Source organism: Limnohabitans sp., from assembly GCF_017848645.1.
Classification (GTDB): Bacteria; Pseudomonadota; Gammaproteobacteria; order Burkholderiales; family Burkholderiaceae_C; genus Limnohabitans_A.
Map to the genome: position 1 here is coordinate 1 of NZ_JAFEIF010000056.1, position 22540 is coordinate 22540.

Sequence of the window (22540 nt, forward strand, 5' to 3'; positions counted from 1 at the left end):
GAGCGCGCGGGGGCGGCGTTGTCGCTGCTGGCAAACAAGTAGCTCAGCGGATCGCTGTCGCCCCAGGGGCTGTCGGTGGCGGCTGGGGCAGCTGTAGCCGCCGCTGTCCAGTTGGGCTCGCCCAAGGCCACTGCCGCTTGTGGGGCTGTGGCGGCACTGAACAAGGTCTGCTGCAGGGCCGGAGTGGGCATTTGGCTCAGGCGCTGGGCCTGCAGCGCCGCCAGGCCCGAGGGCATCATGCAGGCAGGCACGGTGTGCACTTGCAGGGTTTGCGAAGGGAACAGGGTCGAAAAACGGTCAACCAGGTTGGACAGCTCGCGCACGTTGCCGGGCCAGGCGTAGGCCTGCAGCAGCTGCAGCATGTCGGGTGCGAATTTCAGGGGGCGGTTGCCGGGCAATGTGTGCTTTTCGGCATAGAACTGCAGCAAGGCGGCGATGTCGTCGGGCCGCTCACGCAAGGCAGTGGTGGTGATGGGCAAGACGTTGATGCGGTAGTACAGGTCTTCGCGGAAGCGCCCGGCGGCGACTTCGGCTTCGAGGTTTTTGTGGGTGGCCGCCACCACGCGCACGTCCACCGGCACTTCGCGCGAGGCGCCCACGGGCAGGATGCAGCGCTCTTGCAGCACACGCAGCAGCTTGACTTGCATGTCCATGGGCAGGTCGCCGATTTCGTCCAGAAACAGGGTGCCGCCGTGGGCCAGCTCAAAGCGGCCGAGTCGGTCAGCCACGGCCCCCGTGAAGGTGCCTTTGCGGTGACCGAACAGCTCGCTTTCGATCAGCTCGCGTGGAATGGCACCGCAGTTGATGGGCACAAAGGGGCCGCTGGCGCGAGGGCCTTGGGCATGCAGGGCCTGGGCCACCAGCTCTTTGCCGGTGCCGCTCTCGCCCGTGACCAGGGCTGTGGATGATGAAGCCGCCAAAGTCTGGATGAGCTCGCGCAGGAACTGCGTCGCTCGGCTTTGTCCAATGATTTGGGTTCTGGCGCTGGCTTTCATGTCTGTCAGGTGTCTGGTGGGCTCAGGTGGCGTTCAGGGCATGCCGGGCGGGCGGATTGCACTGAAGGCTTCAGATTGCAGTTGATGAACTTTTATCAATTTATTCACTTATCAGTTTATAAATTAACAAATGCGATCTTAGCAAGTATTTGGAGGAAAAATACATTTTTATCATCAAATTTCACAAATTATTTGTGTATTTTGAGGTTCAATATGGCGCAAATGCGCTTCAAAAACGCGGGATTGGTCGGTCAACGCTCAAGACTTGGGCCGTGCTGCCGATGTATGCATCAAGTCACAACACATCCACGCGCCGCTTTGGTTGGCATGGATGCAAGTTCATGGAGAAGCACAATGACCCGTACCCGATCACTGACTGCAGCGCTGCTGACCACTTTGGCCTTGGCTGGCTGCCAATCCGTGCCCTTGAACATCATGGGGCAGGACAAAACCATGGCGCCTGCGGCACCCACCTCCATGATCAGCCCCTTGGTGGAAAAGCGTGAAACCCTGGTGGCCACGGGCTACGCGGTGATCAGCGTGCAAAACCACAAGAACCCGGCCCAGCAGCGTTTGCTGGCCATCCGCGCCTCCAAGCTTGATGCTTACCGCTCCTTGACCGAGCAGGTCTACGGCCAGCAGCTGGACGCCAGCACCACGGTGGCCGACATGACGGTCATGAGCGACACCTTCCGCGCCAAGGTGGAGGGCGTGATTTATGGGGCCACCATGGTCAGCATCACCCCGGTGGGCGAGGACACCTACGAGACCACCTTGTCGCTGGACCAGTATGTGGTGCGTGATTTGCGTGCCTTGTACTTGGGCCAGATGGCTTCGCGCCGCCGTTGATCGGCCCTCAAGAATCGCCTCTCAAACCGTCTCGGATTGGATGACCCCATGCTGGCCCTCGTGAACCTGCCCCGCCCTGCCCTGCACCGCCGCCCAGGCTCTGGCCTGGCCTGGTTGCGCATGAGCGCAGCCGCGCTGGCCTGTGCACTGGCCACCACGGCTGGGGCCCAAAGCCCCAGCCCCGTAGAACTGGCGGCCAAGGCGCTGGCCTCGGCCCCGGTGCAGGCCCTCTTGAGTGCCCAGGCCCAGGCCCAGGCCCAGGCCCAAGCGGCCAAGGCGGCCCAGAAGAACCCGCAAAAAGAATACGACGCGCAGTTGGCCGCCATTCGCCAGGCGATTTTGGACGCCACGCTGGACCGGCCCACCCGGGTGGTCAGCACGGCTTGGGTGGACGACAAGGGGGCTTTGCATGAGAGCGCCCATTTCCACTCCGAGGCGCAGGTGCGCGGTGTGCGGGTGTTGTCTTATGTGCAAGGCGATGAGCCCGTGACCCAGGTCAGTGCCGAGGTGTTGCCCTGGGGCTGGAAGCCCGTGGGGGCCGACCAAAGCTGCAAGGCCCCGCCCAGGCCCTGGCGTTTGCCTTTGGGCGTGCAGCTGGTGATGCCCGAGGGTTTCAGTGGCCCGCAGCTGTTTGCCAGCCAGACCCTGCTGGGCCTGGCGCAAGAGGCCTGGGGCCAGAACATGCAGCTGTCGCAGCGCTGGCGCACGCACAGCGTGGCGCAGGCCGCCCCGCAGTCCGACAACGCCTACATGCGCGCCCTGACGGGCCAGACCGAGGAGCGCAGTGGCTGGATGGCCGAGATTTCACTGCAGCCACACGCGCCGGCCGAGGCCCCTCGTTCGTGGACTGAGCGCGTGAGCCAGAGCCTGAGCGAAACCGCCCCGCCGTGGCGCTGGACGCTGAGCGTGCGCTTGGGCCAAAAGCTCAGCCCGACTGCACGCTTGGTGCCGCAGTGGCAAATTGAACAGATCGTCTCGATTGCCCCTTTGGCCCTGGCCCAAAGCCCCAGGGCTTGGGCGCAGCAGATGCAAGGCCTGCTGCAGGAGCGCATGCGCCAATGGGTGGCCCAACTGGACCGGCAGACCGAATGCGAGCCGGTGCAGTTCCATGTGCGCCGCCAGGGCACGCCTTCGCTGGAATTGCAAGCGGGCTTTGACAGCGGCTTGCGCCCCGGGGACCGTGTGCTCTTGATGGACCCCGCCCATGTGCCCGCCCGCATGCTGGAGCCTGGCGTGGCCCAACACTTGGCTTTGGCCCAGGTGGTCAAGGTTGGCCCCCACCGCACCGAGCTGCAACAACTGGCTGGCCCAGCCCTGGCCTCGCATGGCGCCTGGATGGCCCTGCCCTTGTGAGCCCGTTCAACCCGAACCACAATAACGACATGACCTCTGCTGTTTTCACCCCCCGTCACTTGGCCGCCTGGCTGCTCGGCAGCTGCGCTTTGGCCTGCTGGAGCACGGCGGCCTGGTCGGCTGACAGTGCAGCGGCCTCGGCGCTCAAGGCGCTGTTGGGCCCGCAAGCGGCGTTTCAGCAATCAGGTGGCCTGCCGCCCACGCCTGCCCATTCTGCAGGGGGTGCTGCGCATGCCAGCGCTGCGGGCATGACACCTGAGCCCGGGGCCTTGACCGCCGTGGGCAGCACGGTCACGGTGCAGCGCGGCGAGACGCTGGACCGCCTGATCCGCCGCACCTTGCCGGATGTGCCTTTGCACCCCGACTTTTTGCGCAAGGCTTTTGTCAGCCTGAACCCGCAGGTCTTCCCCTCGGGCTCGCCCAACCAGATGCGTGCCGGGGTCGCCATGAAGGTGCCCAGCCTGCCCGCTTTGCGACAAATGATGTTGGCCCAATACCCGGGGGCTGTGCCTTTGCTGCAGGGGAGCCAAGCGCAGACAGACCACAAAGCTGCCATCGATCCGAACGACCAGCGCCGCTGGGTGCGTTACCCCTGATCGCAGCGCAGGCCGCCGCATGATCACCGGGGCTGAAACCGCCCACCTCAACCCCAAAATTCCCACCATTTACCTGGAGGGAAAGTTGCCGCTGGTGGTCGAGCGCAGCGCCGCCGAACTGGGCTTGCGCGACGGCCAGGTGATTCAATCCACCGTCGAAAACCGCCAAGACCGGGTCCGTCTGATCCTGCAAGACCCCGCACAAGCCGGGCGCTTCATCGACTTGCCCAAAGATCTGCCCGCCGGGCTGCGCCTGGCCTCGGGTGACACGGCCTTGTTTCGGGTGCAGCTGCAAAGTGATGGTTCGATCTGGCTGCGCCCGCTGCAAGCCACCGGTACCGCTGCGCCCGCCGCCGCTGCACCTTTGGCGCAAATGCCCAACCGCATGCAGCAACTGGGTTTCAGACCGCCCGACATGGGGGCTCTGGCCCTGCTGCTGCGCCCAGGCGGACTCGACAGCCTGTTGCGAAGCCTGAACACGGCCGCCCCGGAGCTGGCCGGGCTGCAGCAGTGGCAGCGCCTGCGCCCCAGCATGGCCCAATTGACCCCGGAAAAACTCCAGCAACTCATGCAGCGCAGCGGCTTGTCGACCGAGTCCCTGCTGGCCAATGGCCAAGGCAGTGGGCTGGTGGACCTGAAGTCGGGGCTGCGGCAGTTGCTGCGTCTGCTGCAAAGCACCAGCCACGAGGCGACGGGCCGCGTGCAAGATGCCATTGACGACATCGAGTCGCACCAGCTCACAGCGGCCGAGACCCTGACGGGTCGTGAGTGGGTGTTCTCCATGATGCTGCCTTTTTCGGACGCTGAACCCGTGGCCCTGCGTTTTGTGCGGGGCAGACGCAAGCGCGGCGAAGAAAAAGCCCCGTTGGTCATTCACTTGCACACCCGCAACCGCGATTTGGGCGAGGTGTGGCTGCAAACGCGCATCAGCAGTGAAACCGAGGTCGACATGGTCATGTGGGCCTTGCGCGAAGATGTGGTGCACCGTGCCCGCGACCTGACGCCCAACCTGGCCGAAGAGCTGGACAGCGCAGGCCTGAACATGACCCGGCTGCAGGTCATCCACGGCCCTGGCCCCTCCGAGCCCATGCCCTGGAACCCACCCGACACCGGCAGCTTGCTGGATGTGAAAACATGAAGGCCCCGCTCAGAGAGGCGATTGCCCTGGAGTATGGCAAGCGCAAAACCCCCATCATCAGCGCCAAAGGCGAGGACGAGCTGGCCCAGCGCATCATCGACGAGGCCCAGCGTCACGGCGTGTATGTGGCCGAAGACCCGCAGCTGCTGGCCTTGCTCAGCCGCATCGACCTGGACAAGGAAATCCCCCCTGAGCTTTACACCGCTGTGGCCGTGATCCTGTCCTGGGTGTATTGGCTCAAGGGCATGCGCCCGGGCGACGAAAAAAGCCTCTGAGTCACCCAGCCCGGCTGCGCCAGCCGGTCAAGCGCACGCGCACACTTGCCCGGCACACACGCGCCCGCATCTGCGACAGCTGACAACCCACAACTTGGCACGGGCAGCATCAAAACCTAGGGTAAACACCCAATACCCGAACGCCTTCTGATGCGCACAATATCGTTATTAGCAATAACTTTATTGCACCCCCTGAACCAGACCTGCCAAGGACCCTTTCCGATGACACAAGCCCCCCACCCGATCCTGGAACGTGCAGCCGCCAACGGCGTAGCCCTGGAAATGCAAGGCGCTGTGGCCGTGGTGCGCCTGTGCCGCCCCGCCAAGCGCAATGCGCTCAACGACGCCCTGATCGAAGCGCTGCGCGATGTGTTCCAGAACCTGCCGCCCGAGGCGCGCGCCGCCGTGGTCCATGGTGAGGGCAACCATTTTTGCGCCGGACTCGACCTGTCGGAGCTCAAAGAGCGTGATGCGGGGGAAGGCATTCACCACTCACGCGGCTGGCATGTGGCCCTGAACGCGGTGGAACAAGGCAGCGTGCCCGTGGTCTGCGCGCTGCACGGCGCGGTGGTGGGCGGTGGCCTGGAGCTGGCCAGCGCCAGCCACATCCGCGTGGCCGACGAGAGCACTTTTTACGCGCTGCCCGAAGGCACACGCGGCATTTTTGTGGGCGGCGGCGGCTCGGTGCGCGTGCCCAAACTGATTGGCACAGCGCGCATGATCGACATGATGCTCACGGGCCGTGTCTACGACGCGCAAGAAGGCGAGCGTGTGGGCTTTGCCCAATACCTGGTGCCCACCGGCACGGCTTTGACCAAGGCCATCGAGTTGGCCACCCGCATTGCCACCAACGCGCCCCTGACCAACTTTGCCCTCACCCACGCCATGCCGCGCATTGCCGAGCAACCGGCTGACCATGGCCTGTTCACCGAAGCCCTGATGGCCTCGATCGCCCAAGCCGCCCCCGAAGCCAAAGCCCGTGTGCGCGCCTTCCTCGAAGGCAAGGCGGCCAAAGTGCAAAAAAGCTGACCCGGAGACGCGCATGAACGCCCCCCAATTTCGCCCGCTCAAATTTGGCGTGACCCGTGTCAGCCTGCGCGACGGCACGCCCGGCACGCGCTACCTGCAAGCCGATCAGGCGCTGCAGGCTTACCCCGAGCGCCTGACCGACCGCCTGCAGCACTGGGCGCACCACAAGCCCGACCAAACCTTCATGGCCCGGCGCGTGAAAAATGCCGATGGCACGCTGGGCGACTGGCGGCACATCACCTACACACAGGCCTGGCAAACGGCGCGCAGCATTGCGCAAAGCGTGCTCGACCGGGGCCTGAGCGCTGAGCGCCCAGTGGTCATCCTGAGCGAAAACAGCCTGGAGCACGCCTTGCTGTCCCTGGGTTGCCTGATCGCGGGTGTGCCCTTTGTGCCCACCTCGCCGCCCTACTCGCTGGTCAGCGTGGACTACGACAAGCTCAAGCATGTGCTGCGCACCGTCACGCCCGGCCTGGTGTTCGCCTCGGACGCCCGCTACGCCAAAGCCATCGCAGCCACCGTGGCCGATGACATGGAAGTCGTGATGGTTGAGGGCGAGGTGCCCGGCCGCACCGTCACGGCTTTTGACAGCCTGTGCGCCACCCCCGCCACGCCCGCAGTAGATGCCGCCATGGCCGCCACCGGCCCGGACACCATTGCCAAGTTTTTGTTCACCAGCGGCTCGACCAAAATGCCCAAGGCGGTCATCAACACCAACCGCCTGTGGTGCGCCAACCAGCAACAAATGGCGCAGTCCATGCCCGTGCTGGCCGAGCGTGAGCTGGTGCTGGTGGACTGGCTGCCGTGGAACCACACCTTTGGCGGCAACCACAACTTTGGCATGACGGTGTTCCACGGCGGCACGCTCTACATCGACGACGGCAAGCCCACGCCCGCCTTGATGCACGAGACCTTGCGCAACCTGCGCGAAATCGCGCCCACCGTCTACTTCAACGTGCCCACCGGTTTTGAAGCGATTGCCCACGCCATGCAAACCGACGACCAGCTGCGCAAAACGCTGCTGTCGCGGGTGCAGATGTTCTTTTACGCCGGGGCCGCTTTGGCCCAGCCCATCTGGGACAGCCTGTATGCCAGCCAGGAGCGTGAAGTGGGCGAGCGCATCGTCATGGGCACGGGCTTAGGGATGACCGAGTCCGGCCCGTTTGGCATCTTCGTGACCAACCCCTTTGTGCAAGCGGGTGACCTGGGCGTGCCCACGCCCGGCCTGGAGCTCAAGCTGGTGGACAGCGAGGGCAAAACCGAGGTGCGCTACCGGGGCCCGAACATCACGCCCGGCTATTGGCGCGCGCCGCAGGAAACCACCGAGGCCTTTGACGAAGAAGGTTTCTTCAAGACGGGCGATGCGGTCAAGTGGATCGACGAAACCGATGTGCACCTGGGCCTGAAGTTTGATGGCCGCATTGCCGAAGACTTCAAGCTGGCCACCGGCACCTTTGTGAGCGTGGGACCGCTGCGCGCCAAGATCATCTTGGCAGGGGCGCCTTACATCCAGGACGCGGTGCTGACCGGCATCAACCTCAAAGAAGTCGGCGCCATGATTTTCCCGACCCCGGCGGTGCGCGCCTTGAGCGGCCTGCCTGCTGATGCGCCGCTGGCCGACGTGCTGGCCTCGGCACCGGTACTGGCCAAGTTTCAGGACGTCGTCAACATTCTGGCCCAAACCGCCACGGGCAGCGCCAACCGCATTGCCCGCCTGTGTCTTTTGAGCGAGCCGCCCACCATCGACAAGGGCGAGATCACCGACAAGGGCTCGATCAACCAACGCTCGGTGCTGGCCCACCGTGCGGGCACTGTGGCCGCGCTGCACGAAGGCACTTTGCCCAACATCCTTCAACCCCAATGACAAAACCCCTGCGGATCGCGGTCAGAGACCGTTCCCACAAAAAATCGAAAGAACAGACATGAGCCCCAAAGGATTTTTCAACGCGTTTGCCGATGTGTGGATGCACGAAGGCGTGCGCACGCCCATGGTCGATTACTGCGGCGCGTTGGGCCACATCTCGCCCACCGACCTGGGCATCAAGGCCGCACGCGAAGCTTTGAAGCGCGCGGGCATCGCCGCCAGCGAGATCGGCTCGGTCATCACCGGCAACATGGCTCCGGGCGACTTCGACCAGTTTGTGCTGCCGCGCCACATTGGCCTGTACGCAGGCGTGCCGCAAGAGGTGCCCGCCATCATGGTGCAGCGCATTTGCGGCACCGGGTTTGAGTTGTTTCGCCAAGCGGGCGAGCAGATCGAAGCGGGCGTGTGCGAGGCCGCGCTGGTGGTCGGCACCGAGAGCATGACGCGCAACCCGATTGCCGCCTTTGACCACCGCACCGGCTTCAAGCTGGGCGCGCCGGTGGGCTTCAAGGACTTCATGTGGGAAGCCCTGAAAGACCCGGCCGCAGGCATCAACATGATCCAGACCGCCGAGAACCTGGCCAAAAAATACAACATCACCCGAGAAGAAGTGGACCAATTCGCGTCCGACTCGTTTGCCAAAGCTGTGGCCGCTCAGGCCGCAGGTTTTCATGCGGGCGAAATCGTGCCCGTGGTCACCGAAAAGTTCGAGCTCGAAGGCTACGTCTCGCGCGGCATCAAGCTGCAAGGCAAAGTGACCGAGGTCAGCGCCGACACCCACCCACGCATCTCGCCAGCCGAGGTGCTGGGCAAACTCAGGCCTGTGTACGAAGGCGGCGTGCAAACCGGTGGCAACAGCTCGGCCCTGGTCGATGCGGCAGCGGCTTGTGTGGTCACGTCGGGCACCTATGCCAAAGCCAACGGCAAGAAACCTTTGGCCCGCGTGGTCGCTGCTGCGGCTGTGGGTGTGCCGCCCGAGATCATGGGCATTGGCCCTGCCCCGGCCATTCGATTGCTGCTGGAGCGCACAGGCTTGAAGCTGTCCGACATTGGCCGCTTTGAAATCAACGAAGCGCAAGGCGCGCAAACCCTGGCGGTGGCGAAAGAGCTGGGTCTGGATGTGTCCAAGCTCAACGTCAACGGCGGCGCAATCGCGCTCGGTCACCCCCTGGCCGCCACCGGCGTGCGCCTGACCATCACGCTGGCGCGTGAGTTGCAGCGCAGCGGTTTGCGCTACGGCATCTCCAGCGCCTGCGTGGGCGGCGGGCAAGGCATTGCGCTCTTGATCGAGAACCCCGAGGCAGCATGACCCCCCTGTAGGAGCCCTTGTGGGAGCCCACCCTGTGGGCGATCTCCTGCAAAAACAAAACGACATCAAAAGGAACTGACATGAACATTCAAGGACAAGCCGCATTGGTCACCGGCGGTGGCTCAGGCCTCGGTGAAGCCACAGCCCGCGAACTGGCCCGCCTGGGTGCCAAGGTCGCGGTGCTCGACCTCAACATGGCCAACGCCGAGCGCGTGGCAGCCGACATCGGCGGCGTGGCCGTCCACTGCAACGTGAGCGATGCAGACAGCATGGCCCAGGCCATCGAGACTGCCGCCGCAGCCCACGGCCCCGCCCGTATCTTGATGCAGATCGCCGGCATTGGCACCGCCAAGCGCGTGGTCGGCAAAGACGGCAAAGCCGCGCCGCTGGACGAGTTCGCCAAGGTCATCAATGTCAACCTGATCGGCACCTACAACGCGGCGCGTTTGTTTGCAGCGGCCTGCGCCAAACTCGAGCCGATGGAAGATGGTGCCCGTGGCGTGATGGTCTTCACCGCATCGGTTGCCGCCTTTGACGGACAAGTGGGCCAGCAGGCCTACAGCGCGTCCAAAGCCGGTGTGGTGGGCATGACGCTGCCCATGGCACGCGATTTGGCACAACACGGCATCCGCGTGTGCACCATCGCGCCCGGCCTGTTCAAGACCCCTTTGTTGGCCAGCTTGCCCGAACCGATCCAGCAATCGCTGGCATCCAGCATCCCCTTCCCCGCCCGCTTGGGCAAGCCCAGCGAATTTGCCGAACTGGCCTGCCACATCGTGCACAACGACCACCTGAACGGCGAAGTCATTCGCCTCGATGGCGCCTTGCGCATGGCCCCCCGCTGAAAGCCGAACATGAGCAAAACCGTTGTTTACGAAGTGCAAGTGGTGTTCGGTGACTGCGACCCCGCGGGCATAGTCTTTTTCCCTAATTTCTCCAAATGGATGGACGCGTCATCGCTGAACTTCTTCATGAAATGCGGCATCCCACCCTGGCGCGAGTTGGTCAAGACGCGCGGCATCATCGGCACGCCCCTCTTGGAGATCAACACCAAATTCATCCGCCCCGCCACCTATGGCGAAACACTGCAGGTGCACACCAGCGTGCAGGAGTGGCGCGAGAAAGTGTTTGTGCACAAACATGTGGTGATGCGTGGCGACACCGTGCTGTGCGAGGGCACCGAGGTGCGCGCCTTTTGCATCAAACACCCCGAAGACCCGGACCGCATCAAAGCCATTGCCGTGCCAGAAGACATCCGCACCTTGTGCAGCTGATGGGTTCGATTCCCCTCTTTCCCCCAACCTGAATTTTTCATCCACCCTTTCGAGGAGACAAGCATGAGCAACCGTCGCGAATTCATCCAATCCACCCTCGGTGCCGCCATTTTGGGCAGCACCGCGTTCCAGCAAGCCTGGGCGCAAAGCGGCCTGCCGATCGAGCAAGTCAAAGTGCTCTACGGCTTCCCACCCGGCAGCTCCGGCGACATCTGCGCTCGCCGTGTGGCCGAGAAATTTGGCGGCACGCCCTACAGCAAGAATTCCGGCATCATCGACAGCCGCCCCGGCGCAGGTGGCCAGATTGCCCTGAACCTGCTGAAAAGCGCTCCGGCCGACGGCTCCGTGCTGGCCATGACCCCGTTCTCAGCCATCTCGCTTTATCCGCACATCTTCAAAAACCTGCAGTACAAGCCGTTTGATGATTTCACGCCCGTGGGCACCGCCTCCATGATTCACCACGGTTTTGCTGTCGGCCCCATGGTGCCGGCCAGTGTGAAGAACGTGAAAGACTTCATCGTTTGGGCCAAGGCCAACCCCGCGCAAGCCAGCTACGGCTCGCCCGCTGCAGGCTCCACGCCCCACTTCATTGGGGCTTTGCTCGGCCTGAACCAAAACTTCGAATTCAAGCATGTGCCTTACCGTGGCTCGGTGCCCGGCGTGACCGACGTGGTCGGCGGCCAAATCGCCTGCATGTTCACACCGCACGGCGACTTCATTGCCAACCACAAAGCCGGCAAGATGCGCATCCTGGCCACATCAGGCAAAACCCGTTCGCCTTTTGTGCCCGACGTGGCCACCTTTGCCGAGCAAGGCTTTCCTGAATTGACCGTGGAAGAGTGGTTCGGCTTTTATGCCCCCGCAAAAACCCCGGCCAACGTGGTGCAAGCGGCCAATGCGGCGGTCAATGCCGCCCTCAAAGACAAAGGCGTGCAAGACGCTTTGACCGTGGTGGGCCTGATTCCTTTTGGCGGCACGGTTGCGGACCAACTCAAGAGCTCGCAAGTGGAACTCGAGCGTTGGGGTCCGCTGATCAAGCGCATCGGCTTCAGCGTGGACTCCTGATTGATCAGGTCGTTTCAAAAAAGTTTCATCGATGGCCAAGACGCTGGATGCAGCAGCAGGGTCATCGGGGCACTGCAATTTCACAACGAAAGAAGGACGAACATGACGATCCGATTATTTGCTTTGGGAAGTTTATGGTTGTTGGCTGGCTGTGCGGGTGGATTGCAGTCCAGCGCACCTCCCAATTTGGCTCCTGCGCGCAGTGGCACTTTGGCTCAATGTAAAGAACTGGGCGAACAATTCAAATTCTCGGCAACACGCATTGAATCCACCGCCTTGGTTCCTGCCGGTGCCGTGCGCAACGGTCCGCAGCCCACCGCAGTCACCGCCTACACGGTCAGCGAGCACTGCCTAGTCAAAGGCAAGATGCATGAACGGCAAGGTGCCGATGGACAGCCTTACGCCATTAGCTTTGAAATGCGCTTACCCAAAGACTGGAATGGTCGGTTTTTCTACCAAGCCAACGGCGGCTTGGATGGTGTCGTGCAACCCGCATTGGGTGCATTGGGTGGAGGACCATTGACCGGCGCACTCGCACAAGGCTTTGCGGTCATCAGTTCGGATGCCGGGCATAGCTCTGGGCAAAACCCTTACTTTGGTTCAGAACCGCAGGCACGCCAAGATTACGGTTATGCCGCCGTTGGCAAACTCACACCCATGGCCAAAGCTTTGATCCAAACGGCTTATGGCAAATTGCCGGACCGTTCTTACATTGCGGGTTGCTCCAATGGCGGCCGACATGCCTTGGTGGCCGCATCACGGTATGCAGAACAGTTTGACGGCTACTTGGCTGGCGCGCCAGGCTACCGTTTACCCAACGCCGCGTTGGCACAGCTTTGGGGATCGTCGAAGTGGAACAGCTTGGCACCCGCTGGCCCGACGGTGAACCACCCTTTCAATCCCAATTTGAAATTCCCGGACATCGGTGCGGGCTTCACCGCCGATGACCGACACATATTGGCCCGTGCCGTTTTGGCCAAATGCGATGCACTCGATGGTGCGGCCGACGGCATGGTTCAAGACGTATCGGCTTGTCAAAAAGCTTTTGACGTGCAAAGAGATGTCCCCAGTTGCACCGCAGGGCGCGACGGCAAATGCTTGAGTGCCGTGCAAAAAAATGTCGTTGCGCAAGTCTTCCAAGGTGGCCAAACCACCAAGGGAGAGCCTTACTACAGCGCATTTCCCTTTGACACGGGCGTGTCGGGAAACAATTGGGCCACTTGGAAATTTGTTTTCTCCCAAGCCTTGGACCCTGGCGCTTTGAGCCATGTGTTCACCAGCCCCAAGCGGGATGTCAAAGCGTTCGATACCGATTACGACAACTTGTTTAACGGTATTTTTGCCAAGCCACCGGGCTACAGCGAAAGTGCCGACGAGACCATCACACCGGTGAACCATGCGCAGCCCCTCAACATGAAGAATGTGCAACAACGCGGAGCAAAAATCATGCTTTACCACGGGGTGAGTGACCCGGTTTTCTCTGAAACCGACACACGCGCCTGGGTTGACCGCGTTGCCAAACAGATCCCCAACAGCGCCAACTTTGTACGCCACTTTCCCATTCCCGGCATGAACCATTGCAGCGCAGGCCCCGCTGCAGACCAGTTTGACGCACTCACGCCATTAGTGGCTTGGGTTGAGCAAGGCATTGCCCCTGACAGCATCACCGCACAAGTGCGCGGGGCGGGCAATGCAGGCGGTGTGAATACCGAATTGCCAGCAAGCTGGAGCGCACAGCGCACACGTCCCTTGTGTGCCTACCCCAAGGTCGCCAAGTACATGGGCTCCGGCTCTTTGGAAAATGCCGCAAGTTTTTCTTGCCAATGAACCGTTAACTCGGCCCTTGAAGCGAACTTTTCTAATTGACCATGAACGCCTACCAGCCCCGCACCGAGGACATGCAATTTTTGTTGTCCCGCGTTTTGAACGCACCGGCCCAACTGCAAGCTCTGCCCGCCTTTGCCGAGGTGGACGCCGACTTGATGCAGCAGGTGCTGGATGAAGCAGGCAAGTTCGTGGGCGAAGTCATCGCCCCGCTCAACCGCGATGGCGACGAGGTCGGGGCCCAATGGAAAGACGGCGTGGTCACCATGCCGCCGGGCTTCAAGGCCGCCTACAAATCCTTTTGGCAATCGGGCTGGCCCGCTTTGGCCGCCAGCGCCGAAGACGGCGGCCAGGGCCTGCCCAGCGTGCTCGAAGCCATGCTCTACGAAATGCTGAGCGCCGCCAACCACGGCTGGACCATGGCGCCGGGCTTGCTGCATGGCGCGTACGAATGCATCAAGCACCACGGCAGCGACGAACTCAAAGCGCAGTATTTGGAGAAAGTGGCCACCGGCGAATGGCTGGCCACCATGTGCCTGACCGAGCCGCACGCGGGCTCTGACCTGGGCCTGGCGCGCACCAAGGCGGTCCCCATGCCCGATGGCCGCTACGCCGTGAGCGGCACCAAAATTTTCATCTCGGGCGGCGAGCATGACCTCACCGACAACATCGTGCATCTGGTGCTGGCCCGCCTGCCCGACGCGCCGCCCGGCCCCAAAGGCCTGTCGCTGTTTCTGGTGCCCAAGTTCTACTCCGACGGTTCGCGCAGCCGCATGCACTGCGATCGCATCGAAGAAAAAATGGGCCTGCACGGCAGCCCCACTTGCGTGATGCGTTTTGACGAAGCGGTGTCTTCAATCGTGGGCGAACCGGGCAAGGGCCTGAACGCCATGTTCGTGATGATGAACGCCGCCCGCTTGCATGTGGCCTTGCAAGGCATTGGCCTCTTGGACGCGGCTTGGCAAAAGGCCGACGCCTATGCACAAGAGCGCCGCCAGATGCGTGCGCCGGGCAAGGGCAAAAGCGCAGGTGAAGCCGACCTGATTGCCGAGCACCCCGCCATGCGCCGCATTCTGGACACGCAGCGCGCTTGGGTCGATGCCGGTCGCGTGTTGGCTTACCGCACGGCCCTTGAGTTGGACCAGATCAAACACAGCCCCAACGCCGACACGCAAGCCGCCGCCCAGCGCTGGTGCGCGCTGGTCACGCCGGTCATGAAATCGGTGTTCACCCATCAGGCTTTCCATGGCGGCAGCGACTGCCTGCAGGTGCTGGGTGGCCACGGCTATGTGCGGGAATGGGGCATTGAGCAAATCGTGCGCGACGCCCGCGTGGCCATGATTTACGAAGGCACCAACGAGATTCAGGCGATTGACCTCTTGGTGCGCAAAGTGCTGGCCGATGGCGGCGCGGGCATGAACGCGCTGCTGGACACCCTCGCGGCCGACTTGCCCCAGGCGGCCAAAGCCGGCAAAGCCCACACCCCAGCGCAGGCCCGCATCCAGACCTTGCGGGCGGTGACGCAACAAATCGTGCAGGCTGCGCCCAAAGACGCGGCGCTCGCTTACCGTGTGGCCGACGACTATTTGCGCGCTGTGGCCCTGGTGCTGATGGACTGGGCCTGGCTGCGCATCGAAGCGGGCGTGGACGCCGACACCCCCAACGCCGACACGCGTTGGCGTGCCCCGGTCCAAGCCCTGCGCAGCTGGGTGCTGCCCGAATTCCAGATGCGCAGCTTCATCATCGTGCAGCAGTGCGCGGCGGCATAATCTCGCCTTCTTTATTGCGCCAACTTTTTCGCGCTGACATGCCCCGTAACCCATCCCGCCCAACACCGCTCAAAGCCCAAAGGCCCGAAGCCTCCAAGCCCGGCACCACCGAGCACGATGCACCCGGCCAGAGCCTGCCCGCCAAGCCCCGCCGAACGCGTGCCTCGCCCGCCAAGACCTCGTCGCACGCTGTGGACACGGTGGACACGAGTTACTTGCAAACCCTGATGGGCTACAACGCCCGCCGGGCTGCGCTGAGCATCATCGAGCTGTTTTTGGAGCGCCTGGCCCCTTATGGTTTGAAGCCGGTCGATTTTTCGGTCATGTCCACCATTGGCCACAACCCGGGTGTGACCTCGCGCCAGCTGTGCGCAACGCTGAACCTCTTGCCCCCTAATTTGGTGGGCCTGATCCAGTCGCTGGAATCACGCGGGCTGATCGAGCGCAAACCCCATCCGCACGATGGCCGTGCCGTGGGACTGCACGCCACCCCCAAAGGCCGGGCCTTGATGGTGCAAGCCGAACAAACGGCCACCGAGCTGGAAATCGAAAAAACCGCCAAGCTCACGCCAGCCCAGCGCAAAACGCTGCTGGCGTTGCTGCAAAAAATTTACCTTTGACCGCGCTCGGCCAGGAAGATGTCGATGCGGCGGTTGCGTGCACGGCCGTCGGCGGTGCCGTTGTCGGCCACAGGCTCGCGTGAGCCGCGCCCGTCGATGCTGATGCGGCTGCTGTTCACGCCCCGGCCCACCAGGTAGTCACGGGCGCTTTGGGCGCGGTTGACCGACAGCGGGTTGTTGATCGCGTCGCTGCCGGTGCTGTCGGTGTGGCCCACGATGCGCACTTCCATGCTGGTTTGCTGGCTCAGGCCTTGCGCAAACTGGTCCAGGATGGGGCGCAGATTGGGCTTGATGTCGGCGCGTCCGGTGTCAAACGAGATGTCGTTCGGGATGCTCAACTTGAGTTGGTTGTCAGGGGTTTGCGTGACCACGGTGCCTGTGCCCGCCGTGGCCTGCTCCATGGCGCGCTTTTTGTCTTCCATCTGCTTGGACCAGATGTACCCTCCCAAAGCCCCCAAGCCCGCGCCAATGACCGTGGATTTGCTGTCGCGGCCCAAAACTTGTCCGGCCACAGCACCAATGACGGCCCCCGTCCCGGCCCCTTTTTGCTGTGAGGTCGTGGTGGCACAACCGGTCAACAAAACGGCCACCGCACAAGTGGCAACACCCATGGAGGTCAATGCAGCATTTTTTCGGGTCATGGTCAATCCTTGAAGTGAGTGATGTATCCCGCCAAATCTAACCGACACCCACCCCTGCCCATGTGGGGCAAGCCACATAAATTGCAAGCAATCGTTTCAACCGGCACCCACCGCCCGCTGGACCCCGCTTGAAGCCGCCGCCTCTGGCCGCCCCGGCACGGCGCCACCGCCTTTGGCGAGGGCATGACAAGGGTGACAGCGCGCCATGCCGATGTCTGACACCATGCTGTTTTTTAAAGCCCACAGGTTCACCATGCTCCTCATGCAACTGCCCCAAGACGCGCACCAGGCCTTGTTGATCGGCCGTTTGTGGGTGCCGGGCGTTGGCCCATTTTTGGTGGCCGTTACCCCGCAAGACGTGCTGGACCTGTCAGGCCTGGCCACCACCAGCAGTGCTTTGCTGGAACTGCCTGGCGTGGCCGCCCAAGTGCGCGCCTGCCTGGCATCGGGCCAGGCCAAGCGCCTGGCCAGCACCGCCGAGGCTTGGGCCAACAGCGACGAAACGCTGCGCAAGGCCGACCAGCCCTGGTTCATGGCCCCCTGCGACCTGCAGGCCGTCAAGGCCGCAGGCGTGACCTTTGTGGCCAGCATGCTCGAGCGTGTGATCGAAGAGCAAGCCCGTGGCGACGCCAGCCGCGCCGAAGCCGTGCGCCAGGCGGTGGTGGCGGTCATTGGCGACAACCTGCGCAGCGTGGTGCCCGGCTCCCCGGAATCGGCCCAGCTCAAAGACGTGCTGCTGGCCCAGGGCATGTGGTCGCAATACCTGGAAGTGGGCATCGGGCCCGATGCTGAAGTCTTCACCAAGGCGCAACCCATGAGCGCGGTCGGCCCCGGGGCTTGGGTGGGCATCCACCCGGGCAGCCAATGGAACAACCCCGAGCCGGAAATCGTGCTGGCCGCCAACTCGCGCGGCGAGGTGGTGGGCGCCACCTTGGGCAACGACGTGAACCTGCGCGACTTCGAAGGCCGCAGCGCCTTGCTGCTGGGCAAAGCCAAGGACAACAACGCCAGTTGCGCCGTCGGCCCCTTCATCCGCCTGTTTGACGAGCACTTCAGCATCGACGACGTGCGCCAGTGCGAGCTGAGCCTGAAAGTGCAAGGCCCCGAGGGTTTTGTGATGCAAGGCAGCAGCGCCTTGAACCAGATCAGCCGGGACCCGCTGGACCTGGCGGGCCAAGCCATGGGCCCATACCACCAGTACCCGGACGGCATGGTGCTGTTTTTGGGCACCATGTTCGCCCCCACCCAAGACCGCCACGGCCCGGGTCAGGGCTTCACCCATGTGGTGGGCGATGTGGTCAGCATTTCCACCCCGCAACTGGGCACCCTGGTCAACCGGGTCACCACCTCGGACCAGGCGCCGGCCTGGACCTATGGCGTGGGTGCGCTGATGCGCGACTTGGCCAAACGCCAAGGGGCGGGCTGAGGCTTGGCGGGGCTGGCATAATTTTGGGTTTTCCACAACCCGGCGGCCCGCCAGCGGCACCGGGCCCTTTCTGACAGGATGCCCCTCATGAACACCACCCCCTCCGGCCTGCAATACGAAGACACCGTTGTCGGCGAAGGCGAAGTCGCCACAGCGGGCCAAGACGTCACCGTGCACTACACCGGCTGGCTCTTTAAAGACGGCGAACAAGGTGCGAAGTTTGACTCCAGCCGTGACCGCCGTGACCCCTTTGTGTTCGGTCTGGGCGCAGGCATGGTCATCAAGGGCTGGGATGAAGGCGTGGCGGGCATGAAAGTGGGCGGTCAACGCACCCTGATCATCCCCGCCGAGCTGGGCTACGGTGCCCGTGGCGCTGGCGGTGTGATCCCGCCCAATGCCACTTTGAAGTTCGACGTGGAACTGCTCGCCCTCGATTGAGCCCAAGGCGAACGGGCTGCGGCACAACCCGCCTTGGGGCGGGTTCTTGCAACCTACCCGCCCCAAGGCGGGTTTTTCTTGCGCCCTTCTTGCGTCCTTCTTGCGCCATTTTTGCTTGATTCCCGGGGCATGTGACCTGCAAAGCCCCCCTTGAAGCCCGAAACAACGCCCCTATTTAAGAGGGGTATTCATTTATTGCGGACATTGTTCATGTCAGAAGCCACACAAAACCAAGACCCCAAGCCCCTGAGTGACGAAGAACTGGCTGCTGCTGCCGCCATGACCGCCACCGACCCGCTGGCCGATACCCAAGCCGAGCTGGCCAATCTGAAGGCGCAAAACGCCGATCTGGCCGACCAGTACTTGCGTGCCCAGGCCGATGTGCAAAACGCCCGCCGCCGCGCCGATGACGAAATCGCCAAGGCTCGCAAATTTGCTGTGGAGGGTTTTGCCGACAGCCTGCTGCCCGTGCTCGACAGCCTGGAAGCCGGTTTGGCCATCCCCAACGTGACGATTGAGCAGATCCGCGAAGGGTCAGAGGCCACGCTGCGCCAGCTCAAAAGCGCGCTGGAGCGCAACAAAGTGGTCGAAATTGCCCCACCTGCCGGGACCAAATTCGACCCACACCACCACCAGGCCATCAGCGTGGTGCCTGCCGAGCAGGAACCCAACACCGTGGTCGCCGTGCTGCAAAAGGGCTACCAGATTGCCGACCGCGTGCTGCGCCCGGCTTTGGTGACGGTGACCGCCCCCAAATAAAACCTTTTTGGCGCAAGGGGACTTGAAAAGCGTCCCAGCCGCCTCAACTGCCAAACATAGCACTTTTAACCAATTTCGGAGTATCAAAATGGGAAGAATCATCGGTATTGACTTGGGCACCACCAACTCGTGTGTGGCCATCATGGAAGGCAACACGACCAAAGTGATCGAGAACGCCGAAGGCGCTCGCACCACCCCGTCGATCATTGCGTACCAAGAAGACGGCGAAATTCTGGTCGGCGCTTCGGCCAAACGTCAGGCAGTCACCAACCCCCGCAACACTTTGTACGCGGTCAAGCGCTTGATCGGCCGCAAGTTTGCCGAAAAAGAAGTCCAAAAAGACATCGATCTGATGCCTTACACCATCGCCAAAGCCGACAACGGCGACGCTTGGGTGGAAGTGCGCGGCAACAAATTGGCCCCGCCACAGATCAGCGCTGAAATCCTGCGCAAGATGAAGAAAACCGCCGAAGATTACCTCGGCGAAGAAGTGACCGAAGCCGTGATCACGGTGCCCGCTTACTTCAACGACGCCCAGCGCCAAGCCACCAAAGACGCTGGCCGCATTGCCGGTCTGGACGTCAAGCGCATCATCAACGAGCCCACCGCTGCAGCCTTGGCCTTTGGCCTGGACAAGCAAGAAAAGGGCGACCGCAAGATCGCTGTGTATGACTTGGGTGGCGGCACATTTGACGTGTCCATCATCGAGATCGCCGACGTCGACGGTGAAAAGCAGTTCGAAGTGCTGTCCACCAACGGCGACACTTTCCTGGGCGGCGAAGACTTTGACCAGCGCATCATTGACCACATCATCACCGAGTTCAAGAAAGAATCCGGCGTCGATCTGGCCAAAGACGTGCTGGCCCTGCAGCGCCTGAAAGAAGCCGCTGAAAAGGCCAAGATCGAGCTGTCGAGCTCGGCAGCCACCGATGTCAACCTGCCCTACATCACGGCCGACGCCACAGGCCCCAAGCACCTGAACATCAAGCTGACCCGCGCCAAGCTCGAGCAGCTGGTGGAAGAGCTGATCGAGCGCACCATCGCCCCTTGCCGCATGGCGATCAAGGACGCGGGCGTGTCGGTCGGTGAGATCGACGACATCATCCTGGTCGGCGGCATGTCCCGCATGCCCAAGGTGCAAGAGAAGGTGAAAGAGTTCTTCGGCAAAGAGCCTCGCAAGGACGTGAACCCTGACGAAGCCGTGGCCGTGGGCGCTGCGATTCAAGGTCAAGTCTTGTCCGGCGACCGCACCGACGTGCTGCTGCTCGACGTGACACCTTTGTCCCTGGGCATTGAGACCATGGGCGGTGTGATGACCAAGATGATCACCAAGAACACCACGATCCCGACCAAGTTTGCACAAACTTTCTCGACCGCCGAAGACAACCAGCCGGCCGTGACGATCAAGGTGTTCCAGGGTGAGCGCGAAATCGCCAGCGGCAACAAGGCCCTGGGCGAGTTCAACCTCGAAGGCATCCCGCCAGCCGCACGCGGCACACCCCAGATCGAAGTGTCTTTTGACATCGACGCCAACGGCATCTTGCATGTGGGCGCCAAAGACAAAGGCACCGGCAAGGAAAACAAGATCACCATCAAGGCCAACTCCGGTTTGTCTGAAGCCGAAATCCAGCAGATGGTGAAAGACGCCGAGCTGAACGCGGTGGAAGACAAGAAAAAGCTCGAACTCGTGCAAGCCCGCAACGCCGGCGAAGCCGCTGTGCACAGCGTGAAAAAGAGCCTGACCGAACACGGCGACAAGATCGAAGCGGCTGAGAAAGAAGCCATCGAGGCGGCCGCCAAGTCTCTGGAAGAGGTGCTCAAGGGCGAAGACAAAGACGCCATCGAAGCCAAAACCGAAGCCCTGATGACCGCCAGCCAGAAGCTGGGTGAAAAGGTCTATGCCGACATGCAAGCGCAGCAAGCCGCTGCGGGTGCTGCAGCCGGCGGCGCCGATGCCAAACCACAAGACGACAATGTGGTGGACGCTGAAGTCAAGGAAGTCAAAAAGGGCTAACACCCCACCCTCTGCGGCCTGGCCGCAGTCCCGCCGCGCAAGCTGATTCAGGTGACTGAATCGCCTTCGCGGCGTTCTTGTTCTAACGGTTGGATTTGCCCCATGGCGACAAAACGAGATTTTTACGAAGTGCTGGGCGTTGCCAAAAACGCCTCGGACGATGACATCAAAAAGGCTTATCGCAAGCTGGCGATGAAGTACCACCCTGACCGCAACCAGGGGGAAGACGCCAAAGCCAAAGAGGCGGAGGGCAAATTCAAAGAGGTCAAAGAGGCCTACGAGATGCTGTCAGACGCGCAAAAACGTGCCGCCTATGACCAGCATGGCCACGCCGGGGTTGACCCCAGCATGCGCGGCGGTGCCGAAGGTTTTGGTGGCTTCGGTGACGCGTTTGGCGACATTTTCGGCGACATCTTTGGTGGCCAGGGCCGGGGCGGACGCGGCGGTGGGCGCCAGGTCTTCCGTGGTGCGGACCTGAGCTATGCGATGGAGATTTCGCTCGAAGAAGCGGCCAATGGCAAGGACTCGCAGCTGCGCATCCCCAGCTGGGACGAGTGCGACACCTGCCACGGCACAGGTGCCAAACCCGGCACCAGCGCCAAAACCTGCGCGACCTGCCACGGCCAGGGCCAGGTGCAGATGCGTCAGGGCTTTTTCAGCGTGCAGCAAACCTGCCCGCACTGCCGGGGCACGGGCAAGATCATTCCCGACCCTTGCGGCACTTGCCACGGGCAGGGCAAGGTCAAGAAACAAAAAACACTCGAAGTCAAAATTCCGGCCGGCATCGATGACGGCATGCGCATCCGCAGCGCGGGCAATGGCGAACCGGGCACCAATGGCGGGCCACCGGGTGACTTGTTCATCGAGATCCGCCTGAAAAAGCACGACATCTTTGAGCGCGATGGCGACGACCTGCATTGCGCAGTGCCGATCAGCTTTTCCAAAGCGGCTTTGGGCGGCGAAATCGAAGTGCCCACGCTGGGCGGCAAAGCGGCCATCGACATCCCCGAAGGCACCCAGACGGGCAAGCAGTTCCGCTTGCGCGGCAAGGGCATCAAGGGTGTGCGCGGCAGCTACCCGGGCGACTTGTATTGCCACATCACCGTAGAGACGCCCGTCAAGCTCACCGAGCACCAGAAGAAACTGCTCAAGGAGTTTGAAGAGTCACTCTCCAAAGGTGGCGGCAAGCACCAGCCCAGCGGCGAGAGCTGGACCGACAAGTTGAAAGGCTTCTTCGGGGCTTGAGTCTCAGATGAACCGCAAGGCAGTGCGAGAGGGGCTGCGGCGGGGGAGGGGTTTTGC

Annotated in this window: 21 protein-coding genes; 19 read left to right on the forward strand and 2 right to left on the reverse strand. The window is 62.5% G+C overall.

Annotated features, from left to right (window positions below; translation table 11 throughout):
• A partial coding sequence (locus QZ190_RS12800; RefSeq protein WP_291916877.1) for a sigma-54-dependent Fis family transcriptional regulator occupies window positions 1-995 on the reverse strand: 995 nt, incomplete at its 3' end.
• A 354-nt stretch (window positions 996-1349) separates the two neighbouring features.
• Here QZ190_RS12800 and QZ190_RS12805 point away from each other — a divergent pair.
• From QZ190_RS12805 to QZ190_RS12870, 14 genes are all read left to right on the forward strand, one after another.
• Complete coding sequence (locus tag QZ190_RS12805) at window positions 1350-1844, forward strand: LPP20 family lipoprotein (RefSeq protein ID WP_291916879.1); 495 nt, start codon at window positions 1350-1352, stop codon at window positions 1842-1844.
• A 48-nt stretch (window positions 1845-1892) separates the two neighbouring features.
• Window positions 1893-3197 carry a hypothetical protein gene (locus QZ190_RS12810; RefSeq protein WP_291916881.1) on the forward strand — a complete coding sequence of 435 codons (1305 nt, stop codon included), beginning with the start codon at window positions 1893-1895 and terminating at the stop codon, window positions 3195-3197.
• 29 nt (window positions 3198-3226) lie between these two features.
• Window positions 3227-3793: a hypothetical protein gene (locus QZ190_RS12815; RefSeq protein WP_291916883.1), complete on the forward strand. Its 567-nt coding sequence runs from the start codon at window positions 3227-3229 to the stop codon at window positions 3791-3793.
• A 19-nt stretch (window positions 3794-3812) separates the two neighbouring features.
• Entirely contained in the window at window positions 3813-4931 is a 1119-nt protein-coding gene (locus QZ190_RS12820; RefSeq protein ID WP_291916885.1) for a hypothetical protein, read from the forward strand.
• Window positions 4928-5206: an EscU/YscU/HrcU family type III secretion system export apparatus switch protein gene (locus QZ190_RS12825; RefSeq protein WP_291916886.1), complete on the forward strand. Its 279-nt coding sequence runs from the start codon at window positions 4928-4930 to the stop codon at window positions 5204-5206. The genes QZ190_RS12820 and QZ190_RS12825 overlap by 4 nt, the downstream gene beginning before the upstream one ends.
• A 222-nt stretch (window positions 5207-5428) precedes the next feature.
• Complete coding sequence (locus QZ190_RS12830; protein WP_291916888.1) at window positions 5429-6235, forward strand: crotonase/enoyl-CoA hydratase family protein; 807 nt, start codon at window positions 5429-5431, stop codon at window positions 6233-6235.
• Window positions 6236-6248: 13 nt separating this feature from the next.
• Entirely contained in the window at window positions 6249-8099 is a 1851-nt protein-coding gene (locus tag QZ190_RS12835) for a feruloyl-CoA synthase (protein WP_291916890.1), read from the forward strand.
• A 58-nt stretch (window positions 8100-8157) separates the two neighbouring features.
• The gene (locus tag QZ190_RS12840) at window positions 8158-9408 is read left to right on the forward strand and encodes a thiolase family protein (RefSeq protein ID WP_291916892.1); all 1251 of its coding nucleotides are present in this window, start codon (window positions 8158-8160) and stop codon (window positions 9406-9408) included.
• Between the two features lie 80 nt (window positions 9409-9488).
• On the forward strand, window positions 9489-10253 hold the full coding sequence (locus tag QZ190_RS12845; protein WP_291916894.1) for an SDR family NAD(P)-dependent oxidoreductase: 765 nt from the start codon (window positions 9489-9491) through the stop codon (window positions 10251-10253).
• Between the two features lie 9 nt (window positions 10254-10262).
• The gene (locus QZ190_RS12850) at window positions 10263-10682 is read left to right on the forward strand and encodes a thioesterase family protein (protein ID WP_291916896.1); all 420 of its coding nucleotides are present in this window, start codon (window positions 10263-10265) and stop codon (window positions 10680-10682) included.
• A gap of 63 nt (window positions 10683-10745) precedes the next feature.
• On the forward strand, window positions 10746-11747 hold the full coding sequence (locus QZ190_RS12855; protein WP_291916898.1) for a tripartite tricarboxylate transporter substrate-binding protein: 1002 nt from the start codon (window positions 10746-10748) through the stop codon (window positions 11745-11747).
• Between the two features lie 276 nt (window positions 11748-12023).
• Window positions 12024-13574: a tannase/feruloyl esterase family alpha/beta hydrolase gene (locus QZ190_RS12860; RefSeq protein ID WP_367114244.1), complete on the forward strand. Its 1551-nt coding sequence runs from the start codon at window positions 12024-12026 to the stop codon at window positions 13572-13574.
• Between the two features lie 41 nt (window positions 13575-13615).
• Window positions 13616-15340, forward strand: a complete 1725-nt coding sequence (locus QZ190_RS12865; RefSeq protein ID WP_291916902.1) for an acyl-CoA dehydrogenase family protein — start codon at window positions 13616-13618, stop codon at window positions 15338-15340.
• A gap of 38 nt (window positions 15341-15378) precedes the next feature.
• On the forward strand, window positions 15379-15960 hold the full coding sequence (locus QZ190_RS12870) for a MarR family winged helix-turn-helix transcriptional regulator (protein WP_346308526.1): 582 nt from the start codon (window positions 15379-15381) through the stop codon (window positions 15958-15960).
• Here QZ190_RS12870 and QZ190_RS12875 read toward each other — a convergent pair.
• Window positions 15951-16601 carry an OmpA family protein gene (locus QZ190_RS12875; RefSeq protein WP_291916904.1) on the reverse strand — a complete coding sequence of 217 codons (651 nt, stop codon included), beginning with the start codon at window positions 16599-16601 and terminating at the stop codon, window positions 15951-15953. The genes QZ190_RS12870 and QZ190_RS12875 overlap by 10 nt on opposite strands.
• 253 nt (window positions 16602-16854) lie before the next feature.
• Between QZ190_RS12875 and QZ190_RS12880 the strand changes: the two genes are divergently transcribed.
• From QZ190_RS12880 to dnaJ, 5 genes are all read left to right on the forward strand, one after another.
• Entirely contained in the window at window positions 16855-18027 is a 1173-nt protein-coding gene (locus tag QZ190_RS12880; protein ID WP_291916906.1) for a fumarylacetoacetate hydrolase family protein, read from the forward strand.
• An 87-nt stretch (window positions 18028-18114) separates the two neighbouring features.
• Window positions 18115-18465 (forward strand): FKBP-type peptidyl-prolyl cis-trans isomerase, encoded by a 351-nt coding sequence (locus QZ190_RS12885; protein WP_291916908.1) that lies wholly within the window; start codon window positions 18115-18117, stop codon window positions 18463-18465.
• A gap of 210 nt (window positions 18466-18675) precedes the next feature.
• Window positions 18676-19224, forward strand: coding sequence for a nucleotide exchange factor GrpE (gene grpE / locus QZ190_RS12890; protein WP_291916910.1), 549 nt, complete (start codon window positions 18676-18678; stop codon window positions 19222-19224).
• Window positions 19225-19312: 88 nt separating this feature from the next.
• Complete coding sequence (gene dnaK / locus QZ190_RS12895) at window positions 19313-21238, forward strand: molecular chaperone DnaK (RefSeq protein ID WP_291916912.1); 1926 nt, start codon at window positions 19313-19315, stop codon at window positions 21236-21238.
• 102 nt (window positions 21239-21340) lie between these two features.
• Window positions 21341-22483, forward strand: a complete 1143-nt coding sequence (dnaJ, locus tag QZ190_RS12900; protein ID WP_291916914.1) for a molecular chaperone DnaJ — start codon at window positions 21341-21343, stop codon at window positions 22481-22483.
• Window positions 22484-22540: the final 57 nt, after the last annotated feature.

Coding starts and splice junctions, on each gene's coding strand:
- QZ190_RS12805 (WP_291916879.1), top strand. CDS start 1,350: ATGACCCGTACCCGATCACTGACTGCAGCGCTGCTGACCACTTTGGCC.
- QZ190_RS12810 (WP_291916881.1), top strand. CDS start 1,893: ATGCTGGCCCTCGTGAACCTGCCCCGCCCTGCCCTGCACCGCCGCCCA.
- QZ190_RS12815 (WP_291916883.1), top strand. CDS start 3,227: ATGACCTCTGCTGTTTTCACCCCCCGTCACTTGGCCGCCTGGCTGCTC.
- QZ190_RS12820 (WP_291916885.1), top strand. CDS start 3,813: ATGATCACCGGGGCTGAAACCGCCCACCTCAACCCCAAAATTCCCACC.
- QZ190_RS12825 (WP_291916886.1), top strand. CDS start 4,928: ATGAAGGCCCCGCTCAGAGAGGCGATTGCCCTGGAGTATGGCAAGCGC.
- QZ190_RS12830 (WP_291916888.1), top strand. CDS start 5,429: ATGACACAAGCCCCCCACCCGATCCTGGAACGTGCAGCCGCCAACGGC.
- QZ190_RS12835 (WP_291916890.1), top strand. CDS start 6,249: ATGAACGCCCCCCAATTTCGCCCGCTCAAATTTGGCGTGACCCGTGTC.
- QZ190_RS12840 (WP_291916892.1), top strand. CDS start 8,158: ATGAGCCCCAAAGGATTTTTCAACGCGTTTGCCGATGTGTGGATGCAC.
- QZ190_RS12845 (WP_291916894.1), top strand. CDS start 9,489: ATGAACATTCAAGGACAAGCCGCATTGGTCACCGGCGGTGGCTCAGGC.
- QZ190_RS12850 (WP_291916896.1), top strand. CDS start 10,263: ATGAGCAAAACCGTTGTTTACGAAGTGCAAGTGGTGTTCGGTGACTGC.
- QZ190_RS12855 (WP_291916898.1), top strand. CDS start 10,746: ATGAGCAACCGTCGCGAATTCATCCAATCCACCCTCGGTGCCGCCATT.
- QZ190_RS12865 (WP_291916902.1), top strand. CDS start 13,616: ATGAACGCCTACCAGCCCCGCACCGAGGACATGCAATTTTTGTTGTCC.
- QZ190_RS12870 (WP_346308526.1), top strand. CDS start 15,379: ATGCCCCGTAACCCATCCCGCCCAACACCGCTCAAAGCCCAAAGGCCC.
- QZ190_RS12875 (WP_291916904.1), bottom strand. CDS start 16,601: ATGACCCGAAAAAATGCTGCATTGACCTCCATGGGTGTTGCCACTTGT.
- QZ190_RS12880 (WP_291916906.1), top strand. CDS start 16,855: ATGCTCCTCATGCAACTGCCCCAAGACGCGCACCAGGCCTTGTTGATC.
- QZ190_RS12885 (WP_291916908.1), top strand. CDS start 18,115: ATGAACACCACCCCCTCCGGCCTGCAATACGAAGACACCGTTGTCGGC.
- grpE (WP_291916910.1), top strand. CDS start 18,676: ATGTCAGAAGCCACACAAAACCAAGACCCCAAGCCCCTGAGTGACGAA.
- dnaK (WP_291916912.1), top strand. CDS start 19,313: ATGGGAAGAATCATCGGTATTGACTTGGGCACCACCAACTCGTGTGTG.
- dnaJ (WP_291916914.1), top strand. CDS start 21,341: ATGGCGACAAAACGAGATTTTTACGAAGTGCTGGGCGTTGCCAAAAAC.